This window comes from Tenacibaculum dicentrarchi (genome assembly GCF_964036635.1).
Lineage (GTDB): Bacteria > Bacteroidota > Bacteroidia > Flavobacteriales > Flavobacteriaceae > Polaribacter > Polaribacter dicentrarchi.
Genome location: NZ_OZ038524.1, coordinates 153,695 through 169,312, shown reverse-complemented (window position 1 = coordinate 169,312; position 15,618 = coordinate 153,695). Strand labels below are relative to the sequence as shown.

The 15,618-nt window shown below is 29.2% G+C and carries 13 protein-coding genes and 1 pseudogene; 5 read left to right on the top strand and 9 right to left on the bottom strand.

The genetic code is table 11. The annotated features are described in order from the left end of the window. The first annotated feature begins 74 nt into the window (after window positions 1–74). Both ABNT14_RS00725 and ABNT14_RS00720 read left to right on the top strand, forming a co-directional pair. Window positions 75–2,540 (top strand): annotated as a pseudogene (locus ABNT14_RS00725) (DUF5686 family protein). A gap of 58 nt (window positions 2,541–2,598) precedes the next feature. Next, window positions 2,599–2,841: a MoaD/ThiS family protein gene (locus ABNT14_RS00720; protein ID WP_101902102.1), complete on the top strand. Its 243-nt coding sequence runs from the start codon at window positions 2,599–2,601 to the stop codon at window positions 2,839–2,841. Between the two features lie 12 nt (window positions 2,842–2,853). On the opposite strand, the gene ABNT14_RS00715 is transcribed toward ABNT14_RS00720, so the two are convergent. The 3 genes from ABNT14_RS00715 to ABNT14_RS00705 form a co-directional block, all read right to left on the bottom strand. Continuing rightward, a complete protein-coding gene (locus ABNT14_RS00715) occupies window positions 2,854–5,520 on the bottom strand; it encodes a carboxypeptidase-like regulatory domain-containing protein (RefSeq protein ID WP_101902103.1) in 2,667 nt (888 codons plus the stop codon). Between the two features lie 63 nt (window positions 5,521–5,583). Next, window positions 5,584–6,321 carry a GLPGLI family protein gene (locus tag ABNT14_RS00710; protein ID WP_101902104.1) on the bottom strand — a complete coding sequence of 246 codons (738 nt, stop codon included), beginning with the start codon at window positions 6,319–6,321 and terminating at the stop codon, window positions 5,584–5,586. Between the two features lie 61 nt (window positions 6,322–6,382). Next, window positions 6,383–6,580, bottom strand: a complete 198-nt coding sequence (locus tag ABNT14_RS00705; RefSeq protein ID WP_101902105.1) for a hypothetical protein — start codon at window positions 6,578–6,580, stop codon at window positions 6,383–6,385. Between the two features lie 593 nt (window positions 6,581–7,173). Here ABNT14_RS00705 and ABNT14_RS00700 point away from each other — a divergent pair. Beyond that, window positions 7,174–7,644: a CYTH domain-containing protein gene (locus ABNT14_RS00700; protein WP_101902106.1), complete on the top strand. Its 471-nt coding sequence runs from the start codon at window positions 7,174–7,176 to the stop codon at window positions 7,642–7,644. A 2-nt stretch (window positions 7,645–7,646) separates the two neighbouring features. Here ABNT14_RS00700 and trhA read toward each other — a convergent pair whose 3' ends face one another. Together trhA and ABNT14_RS00690 are read right to left on the bottom strand one after the other, a co-directional pair. Further along, the gene (gene trhA / locus ABNT14_RS00695) at window positions 7,647–8,288 is read right to left on the bottom strand and encodes a PAQR family membrane homeostasis protein TrhA (protein ID WP_101902107.1); all 642 of its coding nucleotides are present in this window, start codon (window positions 8,286–8,288) and stop codon (window positions 7,647–7,649) included. Then, window positions 8,266–9,051 carry a lysophospholipid acyltransferase family protein gene (locus ABNT14_RS00690; RefSeq protein ID WP_101902108.1) on the bottom strand — a complete coding sequence of 262 codons (786 nt, stop codon included), beginning with the start codon at window positions 9,049–9,051 and terminating at the stop codon, window positions 8,266–8,268. The genes trhA and ABNT14_RS00690 overlap by 23 nt, the downstream gene beginning before the upstream one ends. Window positions 9,052–9,166: 115 nt before the next feature. On the opposite strand from ABNT14_RS00690, the gene trpS reads away from it, so the two are divergent. Both trpS and ABNT14_RS00680 read left to right on the top strand, forming a co-directional pair. After that, complete coding sequence (trpS, locus tag ABNT14_RS00685) at window positions 9,167–10,135, top strand: tryptophan--tRNA ligase (RefSeq protein WP_101902109.1); 969 nt, start codon at window positions 9,167–9,169, stop codon at window positions 10,133–10,135. A gap of 23 nt (window positions 10,136–10,158) precedes the next feature. Beyond that, window positions 10,159–10,464, top strand: coding sequence for a DUF6370 family protein (locus ABNT14_RS00680; protein WP_101902110.1), 306 nt, complete (start codon window positions 10,159–10,161; stop codon window positions 10,462–10,464). A 76-nt stretch (window positions 10,465–10,540) separates the two neighbouring features. Here the strand turns inward: ABNT14_RS00680 and ABNT14_RS00675 are convergent, their stop codons facing one another. From ABNT14_RS00675 to ABNT14_RS00660, 4 genes are all read right to left on the bottom strand, one after another. After that, a complete protein-coding gene (locus tag ABNT14_RS00675) occupies window positions 10,541–12,739 on the bottom strand; it encodes a DUF5723 family protein (protein WP_101902111.1) in 2,199 nt (732 codons plus the stop codon). Between the two features lie 170 nt (window positions 12,740–12,909). Next, a complete protein-coding gene (locus ABNT14_RS00670) occupies window positions 12,910–13,950 on the bottom strand; it encodes an NADP(H)-dependent aldo-keto reductase (RefSeq protein WP_101902112.1) in 1,041 nt (346 codons plus the stop codon). Window positions 13,951–13,962: 12 nt separating this feature from the next. Beyond that, entirely contained in the window at window positions 13,963–14,388 is a 426-nt protein-coding gene (locus tag ABNT14_RS00665; RefSeq protein WP_101902113.1) for a hypothetical protein, read from the bottom strand. Window positions 14,389–14,398: 10 nt separating this feature from the next. Beyond that, the gene (locus tag ABNT14_RS00660; RefSeq protein ID WP_101902114.1) at window positions 14,399–15,586 is read right to left on the bottom strand and encodes a phosphoglycerate kinase; all 1,188 of its coding nucleotides are present in this window, start codon (window positions 15,584–15,586) and stop codon (window positions 14,399–14,401) included. Window positions 15,587–15,618 lie beyond the last annotated feature (32 nt).

The following is a 15,618-nucleotide window of genomic DNA, read 5'->3' as shown; positions in this document are numbered from 1 at the left end:
AAACACTCTAAACAAAATATTTAACAGGTTTTAACAGTTAGTTGAAACCTGTTTTTTTATGTTTGTAATAAAAAATGAAAAGATTAATTCTTCTATTATTTGTAGTATTTACCAATATCACTATTGCTCAAATTAAAGGAAAAGTTACCGATACAAATAATAAAAATTTATCTTTTGTTAGTATTTATTTAGAAAATACAATTACAGGAACTACCACAAATAATAACGGTAATTATGAATTATCAGTAAATAAAAAAGGAGAATACATCGTTATTTTTCAACTTTTAGGATACAAAACAATTAAGAAAAATATTATTGTTAAAAATTTCCCTACTATTCTAAACATTGTTCTTTCTGAAGAAGAAGTTACTTTAGATGAAGTATTAATTTCATCCGAAGAAAATCCTGCAAATAAAATTATTCGAAATGTAATTGCTTCTAAAAAGAAAAATACAGCTAAATTTTCTCAATATACCGCCGATTTTTATTCTCGTGGATTATTTAAAGTTAAAAATCTTCCCAAAAAATTTCTAGGTAATAAAATTGATGATATGGGCGGTGGTTTAGATTCTACAAGAAGTGGAATTGTGTATCTTTCTGAAACCATTTCTAAAATTTCATATCAGAAAAAACCAACAAATTTTAAATAACATATTATTGCTTCTAAAGTTTCGGGAAGTAATAACGGAATTAGTTTTAATCAAGCTAAAGAAGTTGATTTTAACTTTTATAAAAACTCCTTTAATTTAGCAGATGCTCAAATGATTTCGCCAATTGCTAACGAAGCTTTTAGTTATTACAATTATCAATTAAATGGAAACTTTTATGATAAAAACGAAAAATTAATCAGTAAAATAAAATTACTTCCGAAAAGAAAAAACGACCGTGTTTTTAGCGGATTTATTTATATATCAGAAGATGATTGGGCTATTTACGGAACCGATGTTATAGTTACAGGTGCACAAGCAAATACACCTATGATTGATACTTTACACATCAAACAAAGCTATAATTATTCACTAAAAAATAAAGTTTGGATTCCTGTTACACAAACAATCGATTTTAAAGCTGGTATCTTTGGATTTAATTTTAACGGTCGTTTTTCGGCAGCATATTCAAATTATAATTTCGCACCTAATTTCACTAAAAAATCATTTAGTAATGAAGTTTTATCTTTTGCTGAAAATGCCACCGAAAAAGATAGTTTATATTGGAATAAAATTCGTCCTGTTACTTTAACATCCGAAGAAAATGCAGATTATAAATTAAAAGATAGCATTAAAACTGTCCGAAATTCTAAAAAATATTTAGATTCTACAGATACAAAACATAATAAATTTAATCTTATAAATATTGTTTCAGGTTATTCTTATTATAATACTTACGATAAATGGGGAATAGATATTTCTTCTCCTATTGAAGATTTAAACTTTAACACGGTACAAGGATGGAATTCATCTCTTGGAATTAAATATTCTAAAACAGTCAATAAAAAAGGAGAAAAATTTAATATTGGTACAAAAATAAATTATGGTTTTTCTGATAAAAAAGTACGACCAACAGCAAACTTTTTTTACAAATGGAATAATACAAATAAACCTATTTTAACTGCTTCAGTAGGTATTACTACTTCTCAATTTAATGCCCAAAAACCTATTTCAAAATTATGGAATACAATTAGTAGCACTTATTTTAAAAAAAATTACCTTAAAATTTATGAGAAAACATTTACTAAAATTGCTTTTTCAGAAGAAATAAATAATGGTATTCGTTTTTATTCTTCCTTAGAATACGCAGATAGAAAACCTTTATTTAATACAAGTGATTATGTGATGTTTTCTAATAAAGATGTTAATTATACAGCTAATAATCCGCAAGAACCTAAAAATTTTACCACTTCATTTACACCACATCATATGTGGTCTTTTAAGTTAGGAGCAAATATTAATTTCGAACAAAAATATATGTCATATCCTGATGGAAAATATAATATAGGAACTAATAAATATCCTACTTTATTTGTCGGATATACTAAAAATTTTGGTTCAGGAAATACTACATTAAATTCTGATATATTCTATTCTCAATTATCTCAAAAAATGAATTTAAGTAATTGGGGGGAATTTAAATATAAAGCTAAAGGGGGCGTGTTTTTAAAGAAAAAAGACATTCCGTTTATAGATTATACTCATTTTAACGGAAATCGCTTATTAATTGCTCCAAAAGATAATTATTTAGATAACTTTTATATGCTACCTTATTATCAATTAAGTACTAATAATAAATACGGAGAACTACATGGAGAATACAATTTTAAAGGTGCTTTATTAAGTAAAATTCCATTAATTAATAAATTAAATATTCATTTAATTACTAGTGCAAAAGGATTATTTACAGCAGAAAACAAACCTTATTCTGAATTTGCTATTGGTTTAGGTAATATCGGATTTGGTAAATGGCGATTTTTACGTGTAGATTTTGCCAAATCTAATTTCAATGAAAAATCTGAAAATAGAATACTTTTCGGAATTAATTTGTAAATTAGACTTTTAATCTGCTTATAGAGGTTATAAGCGAAAAAAAAATCAAAATACGAATATGAACATAACCGTACTACTTTTTGGTATTGCTACCGATTTGATAGGAAATACTTCTTTAGAAATAACACTTCCTGAAAATTGTAGCGTAAGCCATTTTAAAGAATTACTTACAGAAGAATATCCGAAGTTAGTAAAAATTAGCGCATATGCCGTGGCAATTAACGAAAGTTATGCCAAGCAAGAAACCCTTATTAAAAAAAATGATGTTATTGCCATTATTCCTCCTGTTAGTGGCGGATAAACCTATATTTTTTTACAACTTATAACCGATACTAAATAATACAACTCTTGGCATCATATAGGTTTTAGCATCAGTAATTAAATAATCAGAAAATCGATTACTTTGCTTAAATGTGGTGTCAAATAAGTTCTGAATAGTCAGCTTAAATAACCAAGGGCTATCTTGTTTTTGATACGACAACATTGCATTGGCAACTTCATAATTATTATAAGCTTTTTGTGCTTTATTTTGATAGTTATAATGCGTATAATCGGCATTGAAAATGAAACCGTTTAAAAAATCATAATCGATGTTTATATAAGGTTCGTTGGTCGTAAATTTAGCCTTGAAATTATTAGAAGTGTAATTTCCGATACTCTTTTTAAAGCCCATTTTTAAGGTTGGAAATTTATCAAATAAAGTTTCAAAACCTACATCAAAAGAATAATTATCGCTTTTGTTAGCTGCCAAAATAGTATTTATTTTCTGTGTAAAAACTGAACTACTATAACTTCCTACAAGCTTATATCTTATTTTTTTAATACGCTTTTTAAGCGATGCTCTAGCACGCCAATTTTCATTCGGATTGTCTAAAATTTCGGGCGATATAAACCTGTTTATTCCATCGAAATTAACCGAATTATTAAAGCCTTTAATTTTTTTAGTATAATTAGCACTGGCATGTAACATTAAACCTCGATACATACTAAAACGGCTATATCGTATACGTGCCGAATGAAATAATTCATTTTCTAAAGTTGAATTTCCTTTAAACACCGAATTATAAGATTGTAAATAAAATCGATTAGCGAGTTTAGAGGCGTCCGAAAAATTGGTTTTTAAATTATAACTTAATTCCACTTTTCTCGATTTATTAAAGGCGATTTTCATTAAAAAATCGGGTAATAAAATCCATTTATTTTTTTTAAAAATATTTTCTTGACTTATTTTCCACTTATAATTATGTAAATAAGCACCTTGTTTAAAGGTAAATATCCCTGTTCTAAATTTATAATGGATTCCTGCAAAAAAATCGTTATGCTTTAAAACTGTATTATTGTTAAAACCTCCTGTTGAAAAATTGTTAATTGTAGTATCATCTAATATTTGAAAATTATGGTTGCTAAATTTTTCTTGTTGATGTGTATTTCCAATAGTCGTATAAATATGGTGATTTCTATTTAACACCCAAAAATCTTTAAAAACACTGTGTAAATAATGCTTTTCAGTTTCGTTTAATTGCTGAATTTTCAGTAAATCCTGATTACTATTTAAAGGTTGAATAATGGGTTTAATTCGCGTTAAAAATGCTTTTGAAGCATTCCAAAAAGTAGTTGGATTATTTTTATCAAAAGTATAATTTACTACGGATGAAAAAGTATGATTTTGCGATTGGTTTTTATGCCATTCTATATTTTGATTTACATACCAAATATCATTTTCTTTAGTTGTTTCTATGTTATTTATAGCATTGTTTATTGATGAAGAAATAGCATTGTTATTATGTACACCTGATTTTTTAACCTGTGTTCTTAGCATCCATCGTTCTTCAAAATTTGGTGTATATTCAATACTTAAATTCCCGATTCCTAAAATATTATTTGACGTATTTTCATTTTTTTTATCTTCTAAAAAAGTAGTATATTGATTGTGTTCTTCTGTAAAACTCGTAGTATTATTATCAGAAAAAAGAGCATATCCTGAAACATCAAATTTATCGGCAACGGTTTTTGTGATGTTTAAAGCCGCAAAACGTTGTGTACTTTTTAAAATATCTTTGTTTTCTATAAATTGCGAGAAATCGCCACCTTTCCAATTAAAATTACCGCTAAAAACAGCATTTACACCTCCTTGAAAACTCATATAATCTTTAAAAGTGAAGGTTTTTTCACCGATATCGTTTAAGTTTCCTATAAAATTCACATTGGTTTTAGGCGAGTAATAAAATAAATTGGCATTGGCTTTATAAGAAGACTCATAACCAACACCCGACCCCGCTTCAACATCTCCAAAAATAAAGCGTTTTTTATCTTCTTTAAGCTGAATATTCATTGCCATTTTATCAGAATCGGTTAATCCTTTTAAAAATGACACTTCATTATAATTATCGATAACTTCAACTTTAGCCACTGCATCGGCAGGAATATTTTGAACACCTAACTTTGTTGCGCCACTAAAAAAGGCTTTTCCATCAACTAATAATTTGGTTACTTTTTTTCCTTGAACAGTAACCCCGCCATTTTTATCGACTTCAACACCTGGTAATTTTTTAAGTATATTTTGAAGTTTACGCTCGCTACCATTTACAAATTTATCGGTATTATAAATAATTGTGTCTTGTTTTGTAATTACTGGGAGTTCAATAACAACTTCGTCTAGCTGATTTTTAGCCTCTTTTAAAATAAAGTTTTTAAGCGTGTTTTCTGTTGGTGTTATTTCAAAGGTTTTTTTTTGATAGCCTAAATAACTGATATCAATGGTATATTTTTTATTTTTGCTAAGCTCTAAACGATACCGCCCTTGCTGATCAGTAATAGCAAAACTGATGTTTTTACGAATATCTTTTGGTTTTGCTATGATATTGGTATAAGACAACGGATTTTGTAAACTATCTTTTACAACACCTTTAAAAACGATAGTTTGAGCGTTTAAAGTACTAGCGATAATCAATAAGATAAACAGCATTTTTTTTTCTAACATATATTATTTTATCTTATAAATCATTAAAATAGTCTTAATAACAAATTGCAATAAGCCAGCCTTTTAATACCCTTTATTTTTCTTAAAATTACCCATAGCTTCACTTATCATTTCTCCCAATTTTTTACGAGTTATTTTTTTACCTTTTGTTAGTTTTGTAATCTTTATATTTTTTTTAGGATTTAAATTAATTTTAGTAGCTCTATACTTTATGTTTCCTTTATTTACTTCTAAAATTAAACCAGGTAAACCAGCAACACCAATAGGGCCAAAAGAACTACTTATTTCAGGGCAATACCAAGCCATGACAGGATACTCTTTCATTTTACCTCTATACATTTTTTTCTCTATTGCTATTGCTTTATAACATAAATAATCTCCTATTTTTTTTGTTTCATTTTTTAGTTGCCAATTCAACTGCTCATTACTGATTAAAAAATCTTCTCCAAAAATATTTTCCTCTGATAATCTTTCATTTTTAGCATTGTAAAACTTATTATTTCCAGAACCTGCCAAAGCTAATTTACCCCATCGACTTTCCTCCAAAGCCAAAGAAGGAATAACCGCAAAAAAACTTTCTTTTACATTAAATTTAAGCTCAAATTCTATATTTTTAAGTAGTTTATCAATTGATTTATTTACTCTTTCAAATTTATTAAAATTTGAAGCTTTTTTATCTTTTTCTGTTGGTATTTTTCTTTCAATACTTTTTTTATAAGTAACTATTCCTTGTTGTGACTGAGCTATGATATTATTTATAAAAAATAGCGTTATTATTGTTATTAATTTTATCTTATCCATAATATATATGTTTAGGAATATGCTAAATAATATTTAGCATATTCCCTTATTAAATTTATCTTTAACCTACACATCCAACATAATATGCATCCATTAATAGATATTCAATTTTCTCATTTCCTCCTCCATTTTTAATTCCATAATTCCATGCCTCTGAAGCACAATCATTAAACATAGCTTCACTTACTTCACTCGTATTCGCATTTACTAAACTACCTGTAGCAAATACCATTGCTACTACTAAAATTACTTTTTTCATTTTTTAAATTTTAAGTTTATTCATTAATTTTTACTCCTGTTATTTTAAAAACAAGGGTATTACATCAAAAAAATTAAAAAGAAAAATGCGCGCAATTTATAAACATCCTTCTTCTTTTTACTAGCTAGCAAGTATTAAAAAATAATTACTTCTTTAATACTGTTGTAAAACTAAATTTTTTTTATTTAAAAAATGTTAACGTTTTAAGGGTTAACCCTAATTGGATTAGGGTTAACCCTAATTATAAATTCATGAGATTAATGAGATTAATGAGATTAAATGTTAAAAAACACCTCTCAAAAACACAAACACCTTTAAGTCACACAATTAAAAAGTTAAATAAATGTTAACGTTTTTAGGGTTAACCCTAATTGAAAATAAGAAAACACAAATGTTAATTAAATGTTAATTACACGTGAATCATTATAAACCAACACACGGAGTATTCACAAGTATTTTACTTTTGATAAAAAACACGTTACAGCGATAATAAATTTATAAGTGACAAACCTGTTTAACTTGAATTGGAATATCTGTTTCGCTACACTATCTTTGATTTATTTACAAACGATTACCAATCCTCAAAAAAAATTATGACCTTTGAAATAGAACGTAAATTCTTAGTAACTTCGGATGCTTATAAGCAAGTTGCTTACAAAAAAAGCTATATAAAACAAGGTTTTTTAAACTCTCAAAAAGAACGCGTTGTACGAATTCGAATAAAAGATGATAGCGGTTTTTTAACCATCAAAGGTACATCAAATAAAAGCGGAACAACTCGTTATGAATGGGAAAAAGAGATTCCTTTGCAAGAAGCAAAAGATTTATTTAATTTATGCGAAGAAGGAATTATTGAAAAATATCGCTATTTAGTAAAAGCCAATAACCACACGTATGAAATTGATGATTTTCTAGGCGATAATAAAGGTTTAGTAGTTGCTGAAATAGAATTATCCGAAGAAAATGAACTCTTTGAAAAACCAACTTGGCTAGGAAAAGAAGTTACAGGAATTGTAAAATATTACAATTCTAATTTAAGTAAACTACCCTTTTGTAAGTGGTAAAATTACACATATTTATAAATTGCCCAAAAATGACTAAAGCTTCCTAAAAGCACAAAAACATGAAAAATAGCATGATTATACGGCACTTTTTTAATCGAATATAAAACAGCGCCAATCGTATAAAAAACACCACCTGCAATTAAATAAAATAACCCATTATAGGGTAAATTTTCCATTAATGGATTTATTAAAAAGATAACCTGCCAGCCCATTATCAAATATAAAGCCGTTGATAGTTTATCGAATTTCCCTGTAAAAAACAACTTTAAAATAACGCCTATCAAAGCAAATAACCATACAAAAACGAATAAATACCAACCTGTTTTTTCGGGCAATACGACCAAACAAAAAGGCGTATAACTTCCTGCAATTAATACATAAATTGCCGCATGGTCAAAAATATTAAGCCTTCGGCGGATTTTAGAGTTTTTAGCGGCATGGTAAAAAGTAGAAGCAGCATATAAAATAATTAAACTAAAACCAAAAATACTAAAACTAGCAATTTGCCAAAATCCTTGGTAAAAAACTGATTTTAAAATTAACAAAGGCAAGGCTATCATTGCCAATAACAAGCCAAAACCATGGGTTAAAACGTTTAATTTTTCTTCGATATTGCTATAATTATGATTTAATTTTTCGCTCATTATTTGCTAAATTAGTATCTTTCATATACTTTTTATCATTTAATAATTCATTCTCTAACAAATCAAAAGCTTGCTGATTTAAAACTTTTCTATCTTTTATCACTAAGCCTTTTACCTGTATAAAAGGAAGTTGTTTTACTCTAAAAACACCTGGGTGTCCTTTAAAAATATCCCAAGAAAACAAGCGTTTTGCATCAAAATATACCTGCGGTACAATTGGCATTTCATATTGTATTGCTAAATTAAATGCACCATTCATAAAAGGCGCTAAAACCACCTCTTCGGTTGGCACTAATCCTTCAGGATAAATGGCAATACTCAAGCCGCTATCTAATCGTTTTTTAATTCGGGCATAAACTTTTTTTCTACTATTAGGGTCGCTTCTGTCAACCATAATTACCGCTTTTTTATAAAAAAAACCAAATAAAGGCACTTTTGACAACTCTTTTTTTCCTACAAATAAAATCGGATTTTTACTAGATGCAATCATTATCCACGGGTCTAATAACGAAGTGTGATTTGCTATAAATATGTAACTTTTTTCAAGATTAAGCTTTTCTTGTCTTTCAAATTTAAGCCTAAAACCCATAGCGTAAATTAAAAAAAATGACCAAGCTCGCATTAGTTTCCAAAAAGAACCATAATATTTTTCATCAGATAAAAGCACCAATACAAAAGGCGCTATTACAAGCACCGAAACAATCATTAATAAGTAAAACCAAACTCGCCAAATTAATCGAAAAGGAAAAAGTATGTATTTCATAAATGCGAATGTAGTAATTTCTTTTGTTTGAACAATTTTAAGCCTATTTTTGCTAGTATAAAAATAGTAATTAATAATCGTAAAAATTACTATATAATTTTTTCAAAACAACCATATGTCAAGAATTTTAACAGGAGTACAAAGTACAGGAACTCCACACTTAGGAAACTTATTAGGTGCTATTTTACCAGCCATTGAAATGGCAAATGATGCTAAAAATGAATCGTATATTTTTATTGCTGATATGCACTCGTTAACCCAAATTAAAGACGGAAACGAATTAAGAGAAAACACTTATAGTGTGGCGGCTACTTGGCTTGCCTGCGGAATTGACATTAATAAAACTGTTTTTTATCGACAAAGTGATATTCCTCAAGTAACAGAATTATCTTGGTATTTGAGTTGTTATTTTCCGTATCAACGTTTAACATTGGCACATGGTTTTAAAGATAAATCTGACCGTTTATCAGACGTAAATAGTGGTTTATTTACATATCCTATGTTAATGGCTGCCGATATTTTATTATATGATGCCGAAATTGTTCCCGTAGGAAAAGACCAATTACAACATTTAGAAATGGCTCGTGATGTAGCTAGTAGAGTAAATAATACTGTTGGCGAAACCTTAATTTTACCTCAAGGAAAAACCAACGAAAACACCAAATTAGTGCCTGGTACTGATGGTGAAAAAATGAGTAAATCAAGAAATAATTTTATCAATATTTTCTTAGCAGATAAAAAATTACGCAAGCAAATAATGGGAATTCAAACAGATAGCAAAGCCCTTGAAGAACCTAAAAACCCTGATACAGATAATGTTTTTGCTATTTATAAATTATTAGCTTCGGATACTCAAATTGCTGAAATGCGAGCTAATTATGAAGGTGGAAATTATGGTTACGGTCATGCAAAACAAGCATTATACGAGTTAATTATTGAAGAGTTTGCTGAAGTTCGTGCAAAATATGCTCACTATATGGAAAACAGAAATGAAATAGATAAAGCCTTAGCAATTGGTGCCGAAAAAGCCCGTGTTGTAGCTACTGATGTTTTACAAAGAGTTCGTAAAAAAATAGGATATTAATTTGATGAAAATTTTAAAATAACATGAAAAAATTACTTTTTATATTTTTATTCGCAATAATAGCTTCTTGTTCAAATTCTGCTGAAAAAGCCTTTATTACAGAAGCTTCTTGCGGACAATGTCAGTTTGGAATTGATAGTCAAAAAGGCTGTGATTTAGCCATAAAAGTTGACGACAAAGCCTATTTTGTTGACGGTGCTAAAATTGATGATTTTGGTGATGCTCACGATAAAAATATTGGTTTATGTAACGTTATCAGAAAGGTATCAGTTACAGGGAAAATTGAAAATAATCGGTTTAAAGCAAGCGCTATTAAAATAGTAGAGTAGTTTTAAATTTAATCTTATAAACTAAAAAAGCCTTGAATTTCTTCAAGGCTTTTTTTTATAAAGTAAAGCGTTCTAATTATTTTACTAATTTTATTTCTACACGCCTGTTTTCTGCTCTTCCTGCTCTTGTTTTATTAGTTGAAATCGGATTGTTTTCACCATAACCTACAGAGGTTAATCTATCGGCTTTAATTCCTGCTGTTTTTACTAAGTAATCTAAAACTGCTTTGGCTCTTTTATCAGAAAAACGTTGATTAGTTACTGCTGAACCTACACTATCTGTATGTCCTTCAATGTTAAATTTTGCCGTAGCATATTCTTGCATAATTTTAGCCATTAAATCTAGTTTTGATGTAACGCCTGGCTTAAAAGTTGTTTTACCTGAGTTAAAATAAATAGCTCTTGCAAATTCATCTAATTTCGCTTTTGCTGCTTTGGTAATTACTACCTCAGGGCATCCTTGCTTTTCTAACAATCCTGCTACAGTTGGGCATTTATCATCCTTATCGGCAACGCCATCTTTGTCGGTATCGCTCCATGGACATCCTTTGTTTTCTAGAGGTCCTGCAAGGTCTTTACAGGCGTCTTTATCATCAGAAATTCCATCTTTATCAGTATCAGGGCAACCATTATTTTCAGCTGTTCCTGCTAATTCTGGGCAAGTATCATCTTTATCTAAAATAGTATCGCCATCGGTATCTTTCCAAGGGCAACCTTTATTTTCAGGCGTTCCTGCTACTTCTGGGCAGGTATCATCTTTATCTAAAACAGTATCGCCGTCGGTATCTTTCCAAGGACAACCATCGTTTTCAAGAGGTCCTGCTTGCTTAGGACACATATCTAACTTGTCAAAAATACCATCCTTGTCTTTATCTTTTAATTTCCCTTGATAAATAGGAATTTTTAAACCAACATATACATCTGCTGACTTCGATTCTTTTGAAATTAAATTTGATAAAACAGATCCTGACCCTACAAATAAAGGTCCTGCACGAAGCCCTGCTCCCCATGAAAAATTATTGTGTTTATTAATTCCGATAGGTGAATAAAAGCTAAACCATTTTGATTCAAATCGTGGTGTTAAAGTAATACTACTTGCAATATTATTGGTGTTTTCTGCTACTTTTCTTAAACCTGCATCGTAGTTTAAATTTACATAAAATAGGTTGTTAATATTATAATCAACCGCCATATGTAAAGCCGTTGGAAGTGAAATACGAACATCTTCTGTAGTAGTTGTTTCAGTATAAATGTTCTCTAAAGCAGCCTCTAAATCGTCATAACTATTAAAAGTGTCTTCATTAATATTAAGCCCTAATAAATTATAGCTGTTTTTTTCTGATCCTTTATAAGAAATTCCACCGATATCAGTTACCGATAATGACGCTTTTAATTTGTATTTATTCTTATTTTTAAAGTCAAATGATTTCCCATTTTTATTACTTACTTTATAGTCTTTATGATCAGGACGCCATTCATATACAAAACCAAAATCAGCAGCAAAACTCGTAGCACCATCAATAAGTTCAAAATCGTTTGAATCGTCTATTAAATTACTACTTCTTGAATACGATAATGCTCCATCTGAATCAATAGAACCTGTAGTTTGACCATTTGGTAAAGCAGTTCCATCTACATCATACTCAAATTGAACATCATTACCTTGAGCTGTGTAAAACCCTATCCCTTGAAGGTATTTTAACGACAAACCTCCTTTTAAAAAGTGCTCTTGATTATTAAAGATTACTCTTGCGTAAGAAACGCCAACTTCTGCCCAAGCATGAGCGCTTCCACTGAAGTCTCCTTCATTAATATTAAAGTCTTTTTCATCATCAAAATCATTACTTAATTCATCAAAAAGATTTCCATTTATTTCAGATATATTTGCAACCGATCGGGCTCTAGTAAAAACAGCAATCGAATTATTTTTGTTGATATTAAACATAAACGAAGGTCCCATAACATCTACATTTGCAAACAAATTATTGTTGTTTGTTGGTGTTTTTAAGGTGTTTCTATCGTTATCAAAGGTGTTTTCATCAAAAGTATTGCTATCTATTTTATTTAGATTAAGCCCAAAATAATCATTACTTAAAAGCGCACTTGCCGACACTATATTTACATCGGTTTTAAAACGAGAATCTACAATATTTGCAGGGTTAAAAATTACACCATGCACCCCGTTATAATTATCAGAATGAAAGCCAACATACGATTGTGCTTTCATAATTAAACTACTACATAAAAGAAATCCGAAAAGTCCTATTTTTTTCATATTATTTTTTAAAAACAAAAATATACATTATATTTCAATCAGACCTTTCTTAATAGAATTCTAAACAGATAAATTTTACTAGAATAAATATAAAATAGTCTCATAAAAAAATCCGAAGTAAAATTACTTCGGATTTTTTTATCTATAAAACTCTATTAAAACCGCATTTATTACGGTGCAGGATTCGGAATTAAAGCATGAACAGCTTCAATTTCGTTTAAAATATCTTCGGATAAATCAATATTTATAGAATTGATATTTTCTTTTAGCTGACTCATTTTAGTAGCTCCAATAATATTACTTGTTACAAAAGGTAATTGATTAATATATGCTAATGATAATTCAGCAAGTGTTAAACCATTTTTTTCTGCAATTTTCAAATATTCGGCAACCGCTTTTAATGAACCTTCACTCATATAACGTGCTATAAAGCGTGGAAATAAGGTTCCTCTTGCCCCTTCGGGATGTTTTCCATCTAAATATTTTCCTGATAAAACACCTTGTGCTAATGGCGAATATGCCAATAAACCGATATTTTCACGCATAGAAACCTCGCTCATTCCCTGCTCATAACCTCTATGAATTAACGAATACGAATTTTGAATTGTAGTCATTCTTGGTAAATTATATTGCTCAGAAGTTTGCAAATATTTCATTGTACCCCAAGGAGTTTCATTTGATAAACCAATCTGTTTTATCTTTCCTTGCTTTACTAAATCATTTAAAGTTTCTAAAATTTCTAAATGATTTTCAGCCTCTTCTGCCGATGTTTTATAAGGATAATCACGCACACCAAAACAATTTACGCCACGAGAAGGCCAATGTAATTGATACAAATCCATATAATCGGTTTGTAAACGATTTAAACTTCCTTCAACAGCATCAATAATATTTTGTTTTGTAAATCCACCAGTACGAATATGTTTGGTATAATCGCCACCACCAGCAATTTTACTTGCCAATACTATTTTATCACGATTTCCAGTTTTTTTAAACCAAGAACCAATGATTTTTTCCGTTGCTCCATAAGTTTCAGGAGTTGCAGGAACGGAATATAATTCGGCTGTATCAAAGAAATTTACACCTTGCGATAAAGCATAATCCATTTGCTGGTGTCCATCAGCTTCTGTGTTCTGATTTCCCCAAGTCATGGTTCCTAAACAGATTTTAGAAACTTTGGTATCGGTATTTGGTAGTGTTGTATATTTCATACTAATTTTAGATTATTTATATAATTGACCACATTTACTTCTAACTAACTTACTATAAACTACTCTTTCGTATGGTGTTATTACTCTTTTTTCTCTTAGAATTAAACCGATAGATCTTCTATTAAAAGGCTTAAATACAAAAGCTGAATCTATCTTTGGGTAAAATAAAACAAGAGTTTGACTTTTCTTATCATCCTCAAATTCATAAATAAAATCGGGATATTCTCGTTTATTTAAAAAATTATATAAATCTGTTTTTCCATGATGCCCTAAATGGTATTTAATTCTTCTATTACCAATAAATTTATCATTTTTATTTATCAAAATAAAACTGTTTATAGCTCTACCGTGGGTATATCCAAGGTTAAAACTAGAACAGCTCATCATAAAATAGATAAACCCTAGTAAAAGAAAATATTTTAAATTCAAAAATTTCATATTTTAATTTTTACTTTAAAATAGCATCAATTCCTGGTAATGTTTTTCCTTCTAACATTTCTAACATTGCACCTCCACCTGTAGAAACATAACTTACTTTATCACCAAAACCAAACTGTTTTACAGCGGCTACAGAATCTCCTCCTCCAACTAAAGAAAATGCACCGTTTTCAGTTGCTTTTGAAATAGCATTTCCTAATTCAATAGTACCTTTTGAAAAATTTTCTAATTCAAAAACACCTAAAGGACCATTCCATAAAATAGTTTTCGATTTAGCTATTACTGCTGCAAAATTTTCTGAAGTTTTTACTCCACAATCAAGTCCCATCCATCCTTCAGGAATTTTTGTAGTATCTACTGTTTGCGTATTTGCATCATTAGAAAAAGCATCAGCAATTACAGCATCTACAGGTAAGTGAATTTCTGTATTTTTTTCTTTTGCTAATTTCAAAATAGCCAATGCTAAACTTAATTTATCATCTTCCACTAATGAATTTCCGATGTTTCCACCTAATGCTTTTATAAAAGTAAAAGTCATTCCTCCACCAACAATAATATGGTCTACTTTTTCAATAATATTTTCAATAACTCCAATTTTAGATGATACTTTTGCACCTCCTAAAATAGCTGTTACAGGCTTTTCAGAATCATTTAAAACCTTATCAATACTTTCTATTTCAGTAGCTAATAAATTACCAAAACATTTATTATCAGTAAAAAACTGAGCAATTACAGCTGTTGAAGCATGCGCTCTGTGTGCTGTACCAAAAGCGTCATTTACATAAATATCTCCCCACTTTGATAACTTTTCAGCAAAAGCAATATCTCCTGTTTTTTCTTCTGGATAAAAACGTAAGTTTTCTAATAATAAAATTTCGCCACTTTTTAAATTTGCTACGGCATCAGCAACTTCATCACCAATACAATCATTTACAAATTTTACTTGAACGCCTAAATTTTTAGTTACTTCAGCAACAATATGACGTAGTGAAAAGGCATCTTCTTGGGCTTTAGGACGTCCTAAATGCGACATTAAAACACAGCTTCCACCATCTTCTAAAACTTTAATAATTGTTGCTTTTGCTGCCTGAATTCTTGTAGCATCAGTTACTTCAAATACATCATTTAAAGGCACATTAAAATCTACACGGATTAATGCTTTTTTATTTTCGAAATTAAAATCGTTAAGTGTTTTCATATATTTTATTAAAAAGGTGTCTTCTTTTATTT

Excerpts from the sequence above, each read along its gene's own strand:
- ABNT14_RS00660 (WP_101902114.1), bottom strand. The coding sequence starts at position 15,586 with ATGAAAACACTTAACGATTTTAATTTCGAAAATAAAAAAGCATTAATC.
- ABNT14_RS00675 (WP_101902111.1), bottom strand. The coding sequence starts at position 12,739 with ATGAAAAAAATAGGACTTTTCGGATTTCTTTTATGTAGTAGTTTAATT.
- trpS (WP_101902109.1), top strand. The coding sequence starts at position 9,167 with ATGTCAAGAATTTTAACAGGAGTACAAAGTACAGGAACTCCACACTTA.
- ABNT14_RS00670 (WP_101902112.1), bottom strand. The coding sequence starts at position 13,950 with ATGAAATATACAACACTACCAAATACCGATACCAAAGTTTCTAAAATC.
- ABNT14_RS00700 (WP_101902106.1), top strand. The coding sequence starts at position 7,174 with ATGACCTTTGAAATAGAACGTAAATTCTTAGTAACTTCGGATGCTTAT.
- ABNT14_RS00720 (WP_101902102.1), top strand. The coding sequence starts at position 2,599 with ATGAACATAACCGTACTACTTTTTGGTATTGCTACCGATTTGATAGGA.
- ABNT14_RS00680 (WP_101902110.1), top strand. The coding sequence starts at position 10,159 with ATGAAAAAATTACTTTTTATATTTTTATTCGCAATAATAGCTTCTTGT.
- ABNT14_RS00665 (WP_101902113.1), bottom strand. The coding sequence starts at position 14,388 with ATGAAATTTTTGAATTTAAAATATTTTCTTTTACTAGGGTTTATCTAT.
- trhA (WP_101902107.1), bottom strand. The coding sequence starts at position 8,288 with ATGAGCGAAAAATTAAATCATAATTATAGCAATATCGAAGAAAAATTA.
- ABNT14_RS00690 (WP_101902108.1), bottom strand. The coding sequence starts at position 9,051 with ATGAAATACATACTTTTTCCTTTTCGATTAATTTGGCGAGTTTGGTTT.
- ABNT14_RS00710 (WP_101902104.1), bottom strand. The coding sequence starts at position 6,321 with ATGGATAAGATAAAATTAATAACAATAATAACGCTATTTTTTATAAAT.
- ABNT14_RS00705 (WP_101902105.1), bottom strand. The coding sequence starts at position 6,580 with ATGAAAAAAGTAATTTTAGTAGTAGCAATGGTATTTGCTACAGGTAGT.
- ABNT14_RS00715 (WP_101902103.1), bottom strand. The coding sequence starts at position 5,520 with ATGTTAGAAAAAAAAATGCTGTTTATCTTATTGATTATCGCTAGTACT.